We start from the raw sequence: 15882 nt of genomic DNA, 5'->3' as shown, positions 1-15882 counted from the left end.
GGCGTTCACCCTCGATAGAGAAACCCCGATGACTCTCACTTCGACACCCCCGGCGGCCATGCGCCAGGTGCATATCGAACAGGTGCTGAACCTGTTCGACGACCCTCCCTCGTTGACAACCGTCGCCGCAGACTGTGCCCAGGCCTACCTGGACCAGTACTGCGCGGGACGCAATTATTCTGCGCGTTTGATTTACCTGGCCACACCCGACGGCCCGTATCGTTCCTTGCCCGACTTGGTGATGGCGCGTCTGGCAGCCGCGCGGCCCACGTTGTTGGCCGAGGGCTACCAGCATGTGGTGCAGCGAGTCCGGGAAACCTATGCGCCGGGCGGCCCAAGCCTGGCGGAGCTGGAAGGCCTGATCAACCGCTGCGGGGCGCGCCTGCTGGGGTTTTTTTCACGGCGTCTGCAGGCGTGGTGGAACGAGCCGCTGCCGTTGCACATGACGCGTTGGGGCTACCTGGCCGATGAGTTGCTGGCGTTGCTCTACGACTCGCCCCCGCCGCCGGGCATGAGCGCGGAGTGCTTCGCCCGGGTCTTTCCCAGGTCGGCGTTGCATGGCCGCCGCCCCAATCGGGAGTGGTCGGCCCATGGCCCGGCACTGAGGGTACAAACGCTGCACCTGCGCCGCGGGGCGTCGGTGCAGATGCTGGCGCTGCTCCTGCTGCAAACCGCCACGCAGACGTTCTTGTTCAGCCCGGCCTGCGGTGTGCAGCGCCTGGACACTCCGGACAGCCTGCCAGCGCTGTTGCCGGCCTACGCCAGCCCATTGCTTGCAGGCGCGGGCGGGCAATGGTTCGCCGTCGAGGTGCAGGGCGATCCCTTTGACGCGCTGGCGGCCAGTTACCTGGCGTTGCAGTTGCAAGAGATTGCGTTGCTTGACCCCCTGGTGCCGCGCTCCGTCGAGGATTATCAGGCGCTACTGGGCATGATCACCGACAGCCGCCGCTGGTTTGTAGCGGCCCTCAGTCCGCGTCAGCAGACGTTGCGCGAGCAACTGCCGCTGTGGCTGGTCCATGCCACGCCCGATCAGTGCATCGCCTACGCGCAATTGCTGCAAGCATTGGTGCTCGCCCGCCAGCACAGCGGTGCGCGGCATTTTCTCGACGGTATCCCCTCGTTGCAGGGCTATGCCAACGAGCGCTTGCAAGCCTGTTTGCGAAAGGACGCACGCGCCGCGGCGCTGAGCCCCGCCGATATTCGCTTGACCTTTGAGCGGGTGATTGCCGCCGCAGTGCCGGTGCCGGGAGGTTTTATCGCCGGGCAGGTGGAGCGCTTCCACGTCAGCCTGACGGAGTGGGCCCTCGAGAACCTGGTGGGCTTTGCCCACACCGTCAAAGCGATTCGCCTCAAGGGCGAGCCTGCGCCCGCCTGGTTGAGCTATGAGCTGCTCCAGCGTTGCGTGACCGAGGCCGACATCGGACAGCGGTATCCGGCACTGCTCAAACAACAATTGATTGGTAACCCCAATCGACGTCAATTGTTCAGCCTGCAATTGCGCGTGCAGCTGCCGATGCAGGCCCTGGAATGGCAAATCAAGGGTGAGCATGGGCTGACCCAGGCAGGTTTTCGGCGCTTGCGGGCTGCGCTGCAACCCAGTGCGACGTCCGACGCATTCTGGCCCTTGGCGTTCAAGGCCGTCGCCGGGGCGACGGCGGATGAAGTGGCCAATATGTTCATCATTGGCCCTCGGCAAGGCGAGGTCGGCCCCCACTTGCTCTATCGGCCTTTGTTCGAGCCGCCGCTACAGGAGTTCCCATCGCTGAAGGCCTTGTTCGAGGCGATCCGGCAACCCGGCGCGCTGCAAGACAGCGTGCTGACCTGGCTGGCGCCCCAGCGTCAGGCGGTCTATGCCAATGGTGGGTTTGACGAACCGCGCACTCAGCATTTTCTGCAGGGCGATGAGTTCACGCGTTATGAACAACCGGCACCGGCACAGCTGAGCAAGTCAGTGCTTGTCGGCGACCCCACTGATCACCTGTTTACGGCCATGGCTCAAGCCTTGGCAAGCCTGGCTGAGCGTCAGACGGTGTCGAACGCCGAACAGCGCTGGGCCAGCCTCAAGCAGGTCGGCTGGTTGTTGTTCGGCACCCTGCAACCCCTGCTCACCGGGCCGCTGATGCTGGTGGGGTGGCTGGTGCAGTTGGTCGACAGCACCCGGCAGGACATCGTCGCCTTGCAGGGCACCGACGAGCAGGCCAAAAATGCCGCACTGGTCGATCTACTGGCCAACCTGATGGTGGTCGTGGCGCACCAGGCCACACCCCATGACGCGCGGCGCCACCTGGAGGTAGAGCACCCGGTATTTGCGCCGTTGGCCCTCGCGGAACCGCCGCCCCTGCCGCCTGTACGGATCGCGCCCCCTGCGCAGTTCCTCGCGCCGTCGGGCTGGGCCAATGCCCGCGACACCCTCACGCCAGAGATGTGGGCACGCCTGCAACGGTTCAGCCTGCACAGCTTTGCAGCGCCCTGGCCCGTGGCCTTGGAAGGCGCTGAAACCAGCGGGCCCTGGCAAGGACTGGTGCGCGACACACAGCGCACCCCACCGCGTTGGCTGGCATTGGTGCAAGGGCATAAATTCCGCGTGCGCATGGAACATGGACGCGTACGGGTGATCAGTGCGGATGGCATGCACCGGGGGCCGTGGCTCAAAGCCGTGGGGCAAGGGCGCTGGGAGGTTGACCTGCAATTGCGCCTGCTCGGTGGCGCGGGAGATGGCGCTATCGAGCCTGTCGACAACCGCCAGGTCCTTGAAAACCAATACCGTCAGGCCACACAGAAACGCGCTCGCGCCCAGAGCGCCATGGAACTCGCCCGCACGTTGGCCAACAAGCCCGCCGATGAAGTCACCGAGCAACAGCGCACTCAGGCCCAGGCCCGCTACTTCAAGGCCTTGGAAGAGAAACTGGAGCTTTGCCAGGACGAGTTGCAACTGCTCAGGCGCCTGCGCGACCAGGGGCCACGGCCGCGCTACGAAGAGGAACTGAGCCAGATACTGGAGTCGATCATTCTGACGATACAGTTGTTGGATGCCGACAGCCGCACACGCATGCATCTGCGCAACCTGCAATTGCGACCATTGCTGGAGGCCGGCGACGAACAGACCCATGCCGAACTGAACCAGGGCTTGCGTGAGCTGGCAGTCATCCACGACAACGTGATTCGTTGGCGCATCCTGGAACAGCGCTACCTCGACGAGCTTCGCCAAGTGCCCCGACTCGGCCGCGACAAGGCCCGGGCGCTGGCAGAGTTGATGCCGGTGCGCCCGTCGGTCCTCGACCTGCAGTCCTTGCAGCTCACCACGCTATGGGGCCTGGCCATCGACGTGCCGGGCCTGCCCTTCGAAGATGATCTTTTCGAGAACATGAGCACCACAGTCGACCGTGCCCGCTGGGCCAGCCGCTCCCTGGCCGAGTTGTCGCAGGTGCACAGCAGCGAGGCTGAACGCGTTGAATTGCTCGACAGCATCGACCATGTGTTTGCGCAGACCGATGATCGCATTGAGTTCTGGCGTGCCATGGAACCGGACAGGTTCAACCTCGCGTACCTGCAGCAGCTTCAAGGGTTGTTGGCCACCCTGCACCGTAACGTGGAACAACAACTGGCGGGGTTGCTGCAGCCGCAGGCGCAAGAGGTGTTCAAAGCCCCACCTGACACCTCGGGGAAACGGCGCAACAAGATCATCCGCACCCGCAATCATGACCTGTATGTAGCGCGTATGAGCCCAGAACCCACAGGCGTAGATACCGCTCAGATGCTGGATGCGGCCGGCAGCGTCATCGGTTCATTCACCGAGGCCGAGGACGGCGTCTGGGACCTGGAAAACGTCACGCCACCCGCGCGGCCCGATCCCGAACTCAATAGCCTGTTGAAAAAGGCCAACCTGTTGCTGGGAGAAACCGATAAAGCCATCGCCCATGTTGAAGCGATGGTCGACAAGGCCAATGACGCGGCATCCCTGCAAGAACTACTGGACGCTCAGGCCCGCAGCCGTTTGTGGGCGGCCGAGGCCATTGGCCGAAAACTGCGCGGCCTGGACAACGCGCGGCTGGCGGCGGTGCAGCAGGCCAATGCGCGGACGGCCGAGGCGAGCTTGCGGGCAGCGGTGGCAAAGCTTGAAGCGGCAGGGCTGAGCGCACGCGTGCGCGCCACACGCAATAAAACGCTGACCCAAACCGACGTGGCTTTTTTGCATAGCCACAACGAAGTGCGCGTTCATCGCCAAGGCGCCCGGGTAAAGCTCAAGGGCGATGATTTTTTGCAGGTGTATGCCGTGAATGATGTCCACACCGGCAAGCCGTTGTGCTTCGCGCATTTTCACTACGGGCGCAGTGAAGGCCCGGACGATCACTTCACCGCTGCTCACCTCAAGAGTCCGGAACAGGAACGCCTGGGCCGCCAGGCACAGGCCGCAGTCGAAGCCCAGGCCTTCGCGCGCATGCGCACCGGGCAGACCGGGCGAGTGCAGCAAACCCTCGAGATCCGGCGTGCGCAGATCGGGCTAGCCTTGGCTCGCCAGTTGTTTTTCAGCGTCGACTGAGGGCGCGCACCGGGTATGGCCGTCAGGTTGCAGATACGGCAACAGGATCGGCGCCATGCCCTTGAGTACCTGCACCGGCAACGCCGACGTGAAGGTGAAGTGCTCGGCGGACTGGCCGGGCACAAACGCGGTCAGCGTGCCGAAGTGGTGCTCGCCCAGGTAGAACACAAAGGTCGCGGTGCGGTTGATGGATTTGGAACTGAGGATGCGCCCACCGGCACCAATCGCCTCGATACGGTTGTCGCCGGTGCCGGTCTTGCCGCCCATGGCCAGCGGCGTGCCGTCGGCCAGCTTGAAACTGCCGGCGACGCGCTTGGCGGTGCCGGCGTCCACCACCTGGGACAAGGCGCCGCGCAACGCCCTGGCCACTTCCACCGGGATCACCTGCTTGCCGGGCGCCGGGTCGTTGACCACCTGGGTTTCGTACGGTGTCCCGGCGGCGAAGTGCAACGTGTCGATGCGTAGCACTCTGGGACGCACGCCGTCATTGAGGATGATGCCCATCAGTTCCGCCAACGCCGCCGGGCGGTCGCCGGAGCTGCCGATGGCGGTGGCCAGCGACGGCACCAGGTGGTCGAAGGGATACCCCACGGCTTTCCAGCGCTGATGAATATCCAGGAACGCCTCGATCTCCAGCATGGTGCGGATGCGGCTGTCCCGCGCACTTTGGTGGCGGCTCTTGAACAGCCAACTGTAGACCTCCTGGCGTTCGAACTGGCTGGCCTTGACGGCGTCGCTGAAGGTTGCGTCGGGATGGTTGAGCAGGTAGCCCAACAACCACAGGTCCAGCGGATGGACCTTGGCGATATAGCCTTGGTCGGGCAGGTCGTAGGCGCCGGGGCCGTAGTCTTGGTAGAGCTTTTCCAGGCGTTCGTCGGTGAGTTTGAGCGGGCTCTGGACGCCCGACATATGTGAGCGCACGAACAGGTTGAAGCTCGCCTGGCTGGCGTTGGGCAGCAGGTAGCGATGCACGGCAGCCAGGCGGATCGGCGTGGGGTGCAGGCTGTCGAGGAAGGTGTCGAGGCGCGCCTGGGTGTCCTTCTTCTGATACTTCTTCCAGAACTTGAGCAGGAAGGTGGTGCCTTCGCGGTCGGCGAAACCGGCGAGGTATTCCTGGCGGCGCGGGTCGTTGTCGTCCTTGAGCAGTTCGGCGCTGTTGTTCTCGCCGGAGTAGGTGACGTAACGCACCACATCGCGCATCAGGCGAATGAACGGCAGGTTGATCGACTCGCGCAGGGCGTCGCGCAGGGTCGGGTTGCGGCCGTTGTCCTGGCTGCGGAAGTTATGGAAGGTGTGCAGGCCGCCGCCAGTGAAGAAACGCTCGCCGGGGTTGGCCGAGTAAGTGCGGTCGAGGGCGGCGTCGAGCATCCGGGCGAGGGATTTGTCCGGCGCCTGGATCAGGTAGTCGACGGCCCAGCGGCTCAGGCGGTCCTGTTCATCCACATTGGCTTTTTTCAGCTCGGCCGGGGCCTGGGCCGCGTATTTGGCGTGCAACTCGCTGATGATTTGCAGGTAGGTGGTGAGCACCCGCAGCTTGGCAGTGGAACCCAGCTCCAGCTTGCTGCCTTCGTTGATGTCGAAGGGTTGGTCGGTGTTGTCGGTTTGTACGCGCACCCGCGAGCCGTCCGGGGTCAGTTCGAACAAGGTGAAGCTGTAGCGCACCTGGGCGGTGCTGGTGGCGGTCAGCAAGCGCTCGCCGAGCAGACCGATCTGGCGTGCGTATTCGGGGTCGGCGAGGTGCTTGAGGTAGCCGCTGACCTGGCCCTGCAATTGCGCTTGCAGGGTGCTGGTGGCCGAGAGGTCCAGGCGGTCCAGGTCGTACAGCGGCCGGTCGAGCAGGGCGGCGAGGCGGCTGCGCGCCACGCTGATGCCCTTGTCTGTTTCGATCGGTTGTACCGTGGGTTGTTGCACCCAGTCGCGGTAGCTGACCTTGCTTGCCAGTGCCGCCTGGAGCAGCGCCGGTTCGATCACGCCGCTCTGGGCCAGCAGGCGCAGGTGGCTGTCGGTGAGTTGCGCCAGTTCGTCACGGCCCTTGGTCAAGTAATGAGATGGCCGACGCTGGGCGATGATCAATGACAGCACCTCGCGCAGCGCCAGGCCTTGCTCGGCATTCACCGGGCCCCACAGCGCCTGGTTGACCTGGTTGAAGTCGGCGCCGTACCACACCCGCAAACCCTCGGCCATGCCGTGCACTTCACCGTGCCCCGGCACCGCCGACAGCGGCACGCTGTTGAGGTAGTCGCGCAGGATGTTCTGCCGCGCCGCCAGGGTCTCGGGGCCATCGTGGTAGGCGCGTACGGCGGCGGAAAACATCTGCCGCAGTTTTTCGCCGCCGGACACCGTCAGGCCATCCGGCGAGTGGCGGTATTTTTCCAGTTGGGTCGCCAATGTACTGCCGCCGGCACTTTGGCCTGGCAGGTGCAGCAGCTTGGCGACCTGCGACCACGCGGCCTTGGCGAAACGCGGCCAGTCCACGGCGGGGTTGGCCAGGGGTTGGGCGGGGTCGAGCAGGTCACGGTTTTCGATAAACAGCAGGCTGTTGGTCACCAGCGGTGGGATCGCGGCAAAGCTGGCGTAGAGCTGCTGCGGGTAGTTGTAGGTGTACAGCGGCGCGCCGCGACAGTCGGTGATCGACAGCCCTGCCTGGATTTTTTCCGCGTAGGGCACGAACAGGCCCTTGGCGCTGTAGTCCATCAACGCCGGGGAAAAACGCGACTGCGCCTGGATCACGTAGCCGCGCTTGAGCAGGCGCGGCAGGAAGGTGTCGAGGTCGCTGTAGCCCAGGCGCCGGTCGAATGGCCCGGCACCCGGGTAGTCGATGGCATCGCTGGCGCCGGGCTCGACCTGATAGGTGAGGTTGCGCGCCAGGCGGCTGAGTTCCTGGGCTTGCAGGCGCGAGGTACGCATCTCCTTGGTGGCGGCCACGCCCAGGGCAATCAAGCCCATCAGTACGATCAGCCAGAACAAACGCCAAGCGTAGCGCGGCCTGGGTCTGGTTTTTGATGAAGGCGCTGGGTCCGAACTGCCGTGTACTTTCGCAGCCTTGGTCGAGTCGGTTTGCCACAGTGCGCCCATAGTCGATTGATCCTGCACGCAGATTGATCGGACTTGCTGGAAGCTTAGTCGCTGGGGGCTTGTTGTGAGGGAATTGTGCTTTGTTTGTCGGAAGTTTCTGTGCGAGCGCTGCGACGTTTGGTCGCTGCGGGTAGGTTAGATGCTCCTGTAAAGTTACATTTTTGCGGGTTCTTTAACTAAATTGAGCGGTTTTTATAGTGAAAGACCCTAACCCTGGCTTTTTATACTGCACGCCCCGCTGCGATCGCTCCACGGCGGGCACTCCAATAACAAGATGAGGTTGTACCCCTATGCCCGTCGGCAACCCACTGCCCCATGGCGAGACCGCTCAAGGCGGCCCGCTCAAACGCGAACTCGGTGAACGACACATTCGCCTGATGGCCCTCGGTGCCTGCATCGGCGTCGGCCTGTTCCTCGGCTCGGCCAAGGCCATTGAAATGGCCGGCCCGGCGATCATGCTGTCGTACATCATCGGCGGCCTGGCGATCCTGGTGATCATGCGCGCCCTCGGCGAGATGGCCGTGCACAACCCCGTCGCCGGCTCGTTCAGCCGTTACGCGCAAGATTATCTCGGCCCGCTGGCGGGCTTTCTCACGGGTTGGAACTACTGGTTCCTGTGGCTGGTGACCTGCGTTGCCGAGATCACCGCCGTGGCGGTGTACATGGGCGTGTGGTTCCCTGACACGCCACGCTGGATCTGGGCCCTGGCCGCCTTGATCAGCATGGGCACGATCAACCTGATCGCCGTGAAGGCGTTCGGTGAATTCGAGTTCTGGTTCGCCCTGATCAAGATCGTCACGATCATCGCCATGGTGATCGGCGGTGTTGGCATCATCGCCTTCGGCTTTGGCAACGACGGCGTGGCGCTGGGCATTTCCAACCTGTGGGCCCACGGCGGCTTTATGCCCAACGGCGTGCAGGGCGTGCTGATGTCCCTGCAAATGGTGATGTTCGCCTACCTGGGCGTAGAGATGATCGGCCTCACCGCCGGCGAAGCCCGCAACCCGCAGAAGACGATTCCCAGCGCCATCGGCTCGGTGTTCTGGCGCATCCTGCTGTTCTACGTCGGTGCATTGTTCGTGATCCTGTCGATCTACCCGTGGAATGAAATCGGCACCCAGGGCAGCCCGTTCGTGATGACGTTCGAGCGGTTGGGCATCAAGACCGCGGCGGGCATCATCAACTTTGTGGTGATCACCGCCGCGCTGTCCTCCTGCAACGGCGGTATCTTCAGTACCGGGCGCATGCTCTACAGCCTGGCGCAGAACGGCCAGGCCCCGGCCACGTTCGGCACGACTTCCAGCAACGGTGTGCCGCGCAAGGCCTTGCTGTTGTCGATCTTTGCCTTGCTGCTGGGCGTGTTGCTCAACTACCTGGTGCCGGACCAGGTGTTCGTGTGGGTGACCTCCATCGCCACCTTCGGCGCGATCTGGACCTGGCTGATGATCCTGCTGGCCCAGCTCAAGTTCCGCAAAAGCCTGAGCCCGGCCGAACAGGCAGGGCTCAAGTACCGCATGTGGCTGTACCCGGTCAGTTCGTACCTGGCCCTGGCTTTCCTGGTACTGGTGGTGGGCCTGATGGCGTACTTCCCGGATACCCGCGTGGCGCTGTACGTGGGGCCGGCGTTTCTGGTGTTGCTGACCGTGCTGTTCTACGTGTTCAAGTTGCAGCCGGTCGCCAACGTCCAAGCCGCCCCGCGCTCGGCGTAAGCTTCAGTGCGCCTCTTGTGCCAGTTGCGCCGCTTCGGTCAACTGGCGCACCAGGCGATTGCGCTCGGCAATTTCCAGCTCCACCAGGGATTGGCGTCGTTCCAGGTACGCGTCCGAACGCCGGTCGCTGATCTCCTGGTTCAGCGCATTGAGCTGGTGGCGCACCACATTGTCGATGGTCGAGAAGGGCTCCGGGTAGCTGCGGGCCAGGTACTCGATCCAGAAGTCCTCCATCAATAACGACTCCTGCGCCGCCTGGGTCCGGCCGAGTGCCTCCAGGGTTTGCCGGGCCTGGATCACGTCGTCTTCGCTCACCCATTCTTCGACCGCGTAGAGCATCTCTTCACGTCTGATCGGCAGGTCGAACGCATCGCGCAACTTGAGCCGGTAGTAGAGCTTGATCTCGGCATCGTCCGGGTCCACTCCCGCTGCACGCAGGCGCTCGATATGCGCCTCGGCCAACTGGTCCACCCGACGCAGGTAGAACAGGCTCCTGGCCAGGCCCAGCAATTGGCGGTCGGCCTGCTCACTGCCGGCCTGGCTGCGTGCCTGGTGCACCTGGTGCTCAATTTCCATATTGATAAACGCCAGTATGGCGCCGTCGCCGCAGGTGCCGGCCACGTAGGTATTGAGAAATACCCGGTTGCGCAGATCGGTGGATTGGCCCATGGCGTCGAGCAGGTTCCACACACGGCGGGTGAGTGCTTGCTGGGTGGCCTGGTTGCGCCGGTAGGCATACGACTGCGTGAGGTCCCGCAGGACCCGGAAGGTGTCGTCGGGGTTGGCATCTTCATGCTGGCGCAACTGTTGCCACAGGGTTTGACGTTGCGCGTGTTGGGCGCTGGGCACGCCGGTCAGCCATCGGTTGACGTCAATGGCCTGCGCCTGTTGATGCAGGACGCCCGGCAGCGCGCCACCCAGTACGATGCCGGTGCGGTTGCGGTAGTTGCGTAGCCTGTCGAGCGTGGCATCGCTCAATGGATTGTCATGCAGGATGGTGTTGCGGTTGGTGGGGCCCATGCGCACATCGGAAAACACCGCGTCGGGAATAGTGGTGATGCGGTTTTCCTGAAGCAGCAGGCTACGCAGGCTGCTGCGGCTCTCGGCACCGATGGGCCACTGGTCGATGTTGGTCTGGCGCAGAGACAGCACCCGCAGGCGGGTCATCCGGCTGACATCGGGCGTCAGGCCCAGGGGGTTGCCATCCAGGAACAGCCCGTCCAGGCGTGTGAGCCCGGCCAGCTGCTGGCGCGACTCAACCGTCAGTTCAATCATGTTGTCGCTCAGATCCAACTGTTGCAGTTGGGTCATCTGGGCGAGTGCGGGGGGCAGCTCACCGAGCAGGCAATCGAGTTTCAGGTGGGTAAGGCCGGTGAACTTGCTGAGGAATGCGTTCCCGATGGTGGGGAGCATGTCACCGTCGATCCTGAGGTATTCAATGTGTTCGAATGCGCGGTTGCTCAGGATGAAGGCCGGGTCGGGCAGGTCGTTGCCGTCCAGGCGCAACACCAGTTGGTGGGTGTCGAAAAGGCCTGATTCATTTTCATAGGCCGAGCGGGTTTCCCTGCGCCAGGCGCGCAATATCCGTTCGGCCAGGCTGCGGCGTACGCCATAGTTCCAACCCAGCGGATCGGTCTCGGGGTCGTCGATGGCCTGGGGCGTTTCGATCCAGCGGTTGAGCTCGAACTCCAGGGTCTGGTACTCGGCCTTGCGCCGCTCCAGCTCAATCAGCGCCGCCGGTTCGCTCATGCCCAGGCCGTCAATCAATTCGTTGGCCGCCGCCGTGCTGAAGCTGGGGTAGAGCTCCTTGACCTTGCTGACCAGGTCCACCGGCTGGCGGCCGCTGAAAGGCCAGAGGCTGCGCAGGGAAAACGGGTAGGCCAGGAATGTGCTGTGCACCGGCATCGGCGGTTGCAACCACGGCGGGATATGCGCCAGGCCCAGCAGCGATTTGATTGCCACGCGCTGGCCCAGGGCCAAGTCGGCGATGCGTTCGCGCAGCGGCGCTGTGTCACCGCTGTCGTCCAGGCCCAGGTTGCTGCGTTCTGTATCGGTCAGCAGCGAGGCCACGCTATTGATCAGGCCACTGCTGTCGCTGGGGTCGTTGAGCAGTTGTCCCTCGCGGCCATAGGCCTGGTAGGTGCCATCGATCTTGACCAGCGTGCGGCGGTCGACAGCGCTGGCATGCCCGCCACTGCCTAGCAACGGGCCGGAGAGGCTGGCTTGGCGTACGTCCACGCGCAGGCTCAGGGGCCAGCCGGGCAAATCCTTGAGCACGTGCAGGATGATCCTGTCACTGTCGGGGTTGGCCAGGGTGTCCAGGAACAGGCCTTCGTACGCCCGGTTAAGGCGCATATCGTCGGCGGTGAGCCGCGCCTGTTCCGCCAGGCGCAGGCCGACCTGGTCCTGCTGTTGCAAGCGCTTGAGTTCCTTGGGCGTGGCTTGTTCGAGTATCGCGGTGATCGCGCTGGTAGGCAGGTGCGGGAAGTGGGCGTGCAGGCGCCGTTCGATCAGTGTCGTGGCATGCTCGCTCTGGGCGTAGAGGATGTCGAACAATTGCGCGCGTTCACGCCACGCGTGGTCGGCGATGCGTTTGGACAGCTTGAACAGACGCTCCTCCTGGGTGGCGGGCAAGGTACCCAGCAGCGCACGGCTGACGTCATCGTTCAGCGCAATGTTTTTCAGCGGTTCCAGACCACGGCTTTCGGCTTCGGTGAGGCGGATGGCCTTGGCTTCGGGTGCGCTTCTGGCCGGATAGCGACGGATCACCTGACCCTGCTCATCCACGATCTGCAGTGCATGGCTGGCGGGCCACGCCGGTAAGCTGGTGACCAGCAGCAGTTGCAGGGACGGCCGCGCATTGCGGGTGGCCGAGTAGACGGTCATGGCATTGATGAACTGCAGGATTTCCCGCTCGATGCGAAACCGCTTGCTGGTGTCTTGCAGCAACGGTGGCGGCGGCAGGCCGGCGCTGTGCACTTCGCGCAAGGCCCGCGCCGGGGTGTCGGTGACGCGCATGATCCGCGCAGCGGTGGCCTGGTCGACATGAAAGTTGCTCGGCCCCAGGCGGTAGAACAGACGGTGGTCATCCCATGTCATCGGGTTTTCATTCGACAATCGCCAGGCGCCCCGGCGGTTGTGCTCCAGACGGGGGGTATCGACCCCGACTTTTTCCGGATGCTTGAGCCGCCATTTGCGCAGGCGTTTGTCGAAAAAAATCGGGTACAGCGAGCCATAGAGCGGCAGCAGTTGCTGGCCTTCCCATTCGTAGATGCCTTCAGCGTCGGGCTTGAGGTCATGGGGCAGCACGACGCGTTGTTCGTATTGGCCCAGGGACTGATCCAGCAGGCTGACCTGGCCTCCAGGGCTGCGCTGGGCGCTCATGAGATCACCGAGGGTTTTGCGCAGGCCCTGGGCATCACTGGCGCTCTTCATCCCCAGTTGCAGGCGTTCACCCGGTTGCAGCACCGAGGCGACGGCCAGGTAGAAACTGTCGACCCCGGGCGTCACCGGAATCGGCCCGGCGTTGCGCATGTCGTAGGCCTCGTAGCGGCCCTGGCCGTAGTGCAACAGCTCGACAGTGGTGTCGTCGGGCCCGCTTGAAACGTAGCGATTGGACGGTGTGCCGCGGCTCATGTCGGTGACCACGAAGTGGCGCTCGAAGGTATTGAGCAACAGGCTCGCGGTGAACTCGCGGGCCCATTGGTCGGTGTCGGGGTTGAAGGCACGGCGATGGTAGAGGCCGTCTATCACGGCGTCGATACGCAGGGCGGTGCGATGGTGTTCAAGGTGTTCCCGCACCGAGGCGGGCAGGCTTGCATCGTGCAGGAATTGCGCTTGCTCGCGGCTGCTCAAGGGCGTGATCAGCAGTAACTGTTGCAGGTTGGCCGAGGTCAGGGGTGGGTAGAGCCGGCGCAGTTTTTTCAGCACGGGGGTCACTTCCACCAAGGACGGAGCGACCTTGATCGGCAAGAATTGCCGTGCGCTTTCATCGGCGGCCAACTCAGCGCGGGCATAGCCGTCATAGCGCGTCATGGCCTCGAAAAGCGCCATGCGGTGTGCCTGCGCCAGTTGGCTGATTTGCAGGCGCACCCGGGCAATGCGCTGGGCCAGCGTCAGGTGCGGGCTGCCTTCTTTGCCCAAGTGTGAATGGGCCGGTTGTTGGGTGAGGATCAGTTCGAACAGTTGCTCGCGGGTGGGCACGCTGGTCACGGGGTCCGCCAGCAGGCCGTAGGTGCCATCATCGCGGCGCATCAGGTCGATGGTGTGGGAAAGCCCGTTGTCGTTGGCGGCATAGCTTTCGAGCAGGGTGCCTTGCCGGTCGTGCACGTTGATGCTGACGTCGGCAGGCCAGCCAGGCGCCTGGGTCAACAGGCTCAATACGGCAGCGTCGGCATGGGGCGGCATGTGGCCGCGACGGTGGAAGTCCTTGATCAACTGCTCGATGATCTGGTCGGCCTGCAGGCGCCTTACGCCTTCGGTGAGGTTGATCGGTGCGGGCTGGCCGCTCCATACGCTATCGAGGGTTGCGCGGTCGGTGGCGGTGCTGCGCAGCATTATTTCCATGTCGACCCGGGGTACGGCGGTGGAGCCGTTGGGCAGCATGCGCTCGGCCAGTTGGATGTCCGAGAGGGTATGGGCGTTGTGCAGGTCCAGGGTCCAGGCCTGTTGCGCGGGGTTGAACAGAATCGGTGGGGCAAACTGCCTGTCGTTTTCCTGCTTGAGCACGAAGCGCATCAGCTTGGCGTCGTAACTGACCTCCACCACACGGCGCTGGCCGTTTTGTTGCAGCCAGGCGTACTGCTTGCCGTGGACCTGGAAGACGCCTTGGGGGTTGGCGACCTGGCCGTCGAGCAGGTGCTGGTCGAGAATTGCGTAGGGGCCGATGTCCGGCTTCCAGAGCACATGCGTACCGTCGGCCTTGAGCATTTTTCTCGGGTTACCCAGCCGGTGCAGCAAACTCTCGATACGCTGGCGATGCACGCGGCCGGCGGTGGTGATCAACAGGCCATTGATGGCCAGGTCGGCGGTGTCGGCCAGGGCCGACGCGAATTCATTGGCTTCCCCCCTCGCGGCTTCGTTGATCCCCACGATCACGCTGTAGGCCAGGCTGCCGAACACTGCCACCTGCATGACCCGGTTCAGGCCCGTTACACCGCCGGGCACGGGGGTGAGCAACAGTTCGAGGACTTCCTGGGCGATGGCGGCCGCGCCGTCGATCAAGGCCTGCAGGTCGCGTTCCGAGCGACGGGTGGCGAGGGTCGACAGGTTGGCTTGATAGCGTTGCACTTCGCGGTATGTGCAGGCCTGTACCAGGGTTTCTTCGCGGCCATGTTTGGGGTCCGGTGTAAAGCGCAGGCTATCGAGGGTGTGCGGTGGGAACAGACAGTGAAACGTGTCGTACAGGAACCCGGCGGTCGGGCTCAGGCCCACGGGGCGTGATGCCTCCTTGAGCAATTGCTTGAACCCGTGCATTTCGGTCATCGGCAGTTGCCGGGCGAACCAGCCCAGGTCGCCCTGGGCGTGGCTGTCCTTGAGCTGTTGCAGGAAGTCATCCGCCGCCTGGCGGGTATCGGTGTGGTAGCGCAGGGCACCGCCGGGGCGGAACGGGAAATACGACAGCACCGCGCGACTGCCCACATGAATCACCAGCAGGGGCACCGGGACGGTTTGCCCTGACGGTACGAAGGGGACGGCGGGCAACACGGTGATGCCGGTGCTCATGCCCAGGGTGTCGAATTTCAATGCCGGGCCGCTACCGTCGATGGCGGCGCTCAGGCTGTCATAGTGCTCGCGGGTCACGCCGGTGATGGCGCGATTGCGATAGGCCTCCAGGGCTTCGAAACGCAGGCAGGCCTTGGTGCTGGCCTGGAGCGTGGCGTACAGATCGCCGCCGGGGCCCAGTGCGCGTTGCAGGCGCTGCGCCAACTGGCCGCCGAAGTCCAGTTCACGGGCAATCGTGATGAACTCGCTGACGCTCAGCTTCAGGCCTGCGGCGCCGCTGAGGTAGGACGCGTCGACAAAACTGTGCCCTGATGCCTGATGCTCAGCGGTGGCGAAGTCAAAATTGAGGCAGGCCGCATCCCACAGCGACAGCGTGGAGACGTGGGCGCGGTATTTCCATTCATCGTAGGCACGGCGAAAGCGACGCTGGCGTGACAGCGGCTGGCTGGACCTGGGTTCCCACGGTAGCGGTGGTTGCAGCTCTTGCAGGTAGCGGGTGTGCAGGTGGATGGCTTGCGGGTCCAGGCCGCCGAGCCTGCTGCTCAGTTGGGCCAGCCCTTGGGTCTTGAAGGCCTGGATGATCGCGGTGTTTTCGCGGTCCACCGCTTTGAGGGCCTGGTGGGCTTCGCGTTGCAGCCTGACGTAGTCGCGCTGTTGCGCCAGCGTCAGGCTGCCCATCGTTCGCGCCAGGGTTTCGCGGATCAGCTCCAGAGCCTGTTGGCGAGCCCAGGATTCGCTGGATTGCAGGTTGCCCGACAAGCCGTTGAGCAGTTGGTGGGTAGGCATGGGCCATTTCCTTTCACGGGTTGAGTGGAAGGCAAATGGAAGCACCCA

Annotated in this window: 4 protein-coding genes; 2 read left to right on the top strand and 2 right to left on the bottom strand. The window is 63.9% G+C overall.

Annotated elements, in window-relative coordinates:
* Positions 1-28 precede the first annotated feature (28 nt).
* A complete protein-coding gene (locus IB241_RS05485; protein ID WP_192297373.1) occupies positions 29-4540 on the top strand; it encodes a hypothetical protein in 4512 nt (1503 codons plus the stop codon).
* Here IB241_RS05485 and IB241_RS05480 read toward each other — a convergent pair.
* Positions 4502-7615, bottom strand: a complete 3114-nt coding sequence (locus IB241_RS05480) for a transglycosylase domain-containing protein (protein ID WP_192297371.1) — start codon at positions 7613-7615, stop codon at positions 4502-4504. The genes IB241_RS05485 and IB241_RS05480 overlap by 39 nt on opposite strands.
* 290 nt (positions 7616-7905) lie before the next feature.
* Here IB241_RS05480 and IB241_RS05475 point away from each other — a divergent pair, with 290 nt between their 5' ends.
* Positions 7906-9324: an amino acid permease gene (locus IB241_RS05475; protein ID WP_192297369.1), complete on the top strand. Its 1419-nt coding sequence runs from the start codon at positions 7906-7908 to the stop codon at positions 9322-9324.
* Between the two features lie 3 nt (positions 9325-9327).
* Here the strand turns inward: IB241_RS05475 and IB241_RS05470 are convergent, their stop codons facing one another.
* On the bottom strand, positions 9328-15834 hold the full coding sequence (locus tag IB241_RS05470) for an NEL-type E3 ubiquitin ligase domain-containing protein (RefSeq protein WP_192297367.1): 6507 nt from the start codon (positions 15832-15834) through the stop codon (positions 9328-9330).
* Between the last annotated feature and the right edge of the window lie 48 nt (positions 15835-15882).

The organism is Pseudomonas sp. PDM05, assembly GCF_014851685.1.
In the GTDB taxonomy this organism is placed as follows: Bacteria; Pseudomonadota; Gammaproteobacteria; order Pseudomonadales; family Pseudomonadaceae; genus Aquipseudomonas.
Note: the sequence above shows the minus strand (reverse complement) of the source record. Positions and strands in the feature narration are given on the sequence as shown.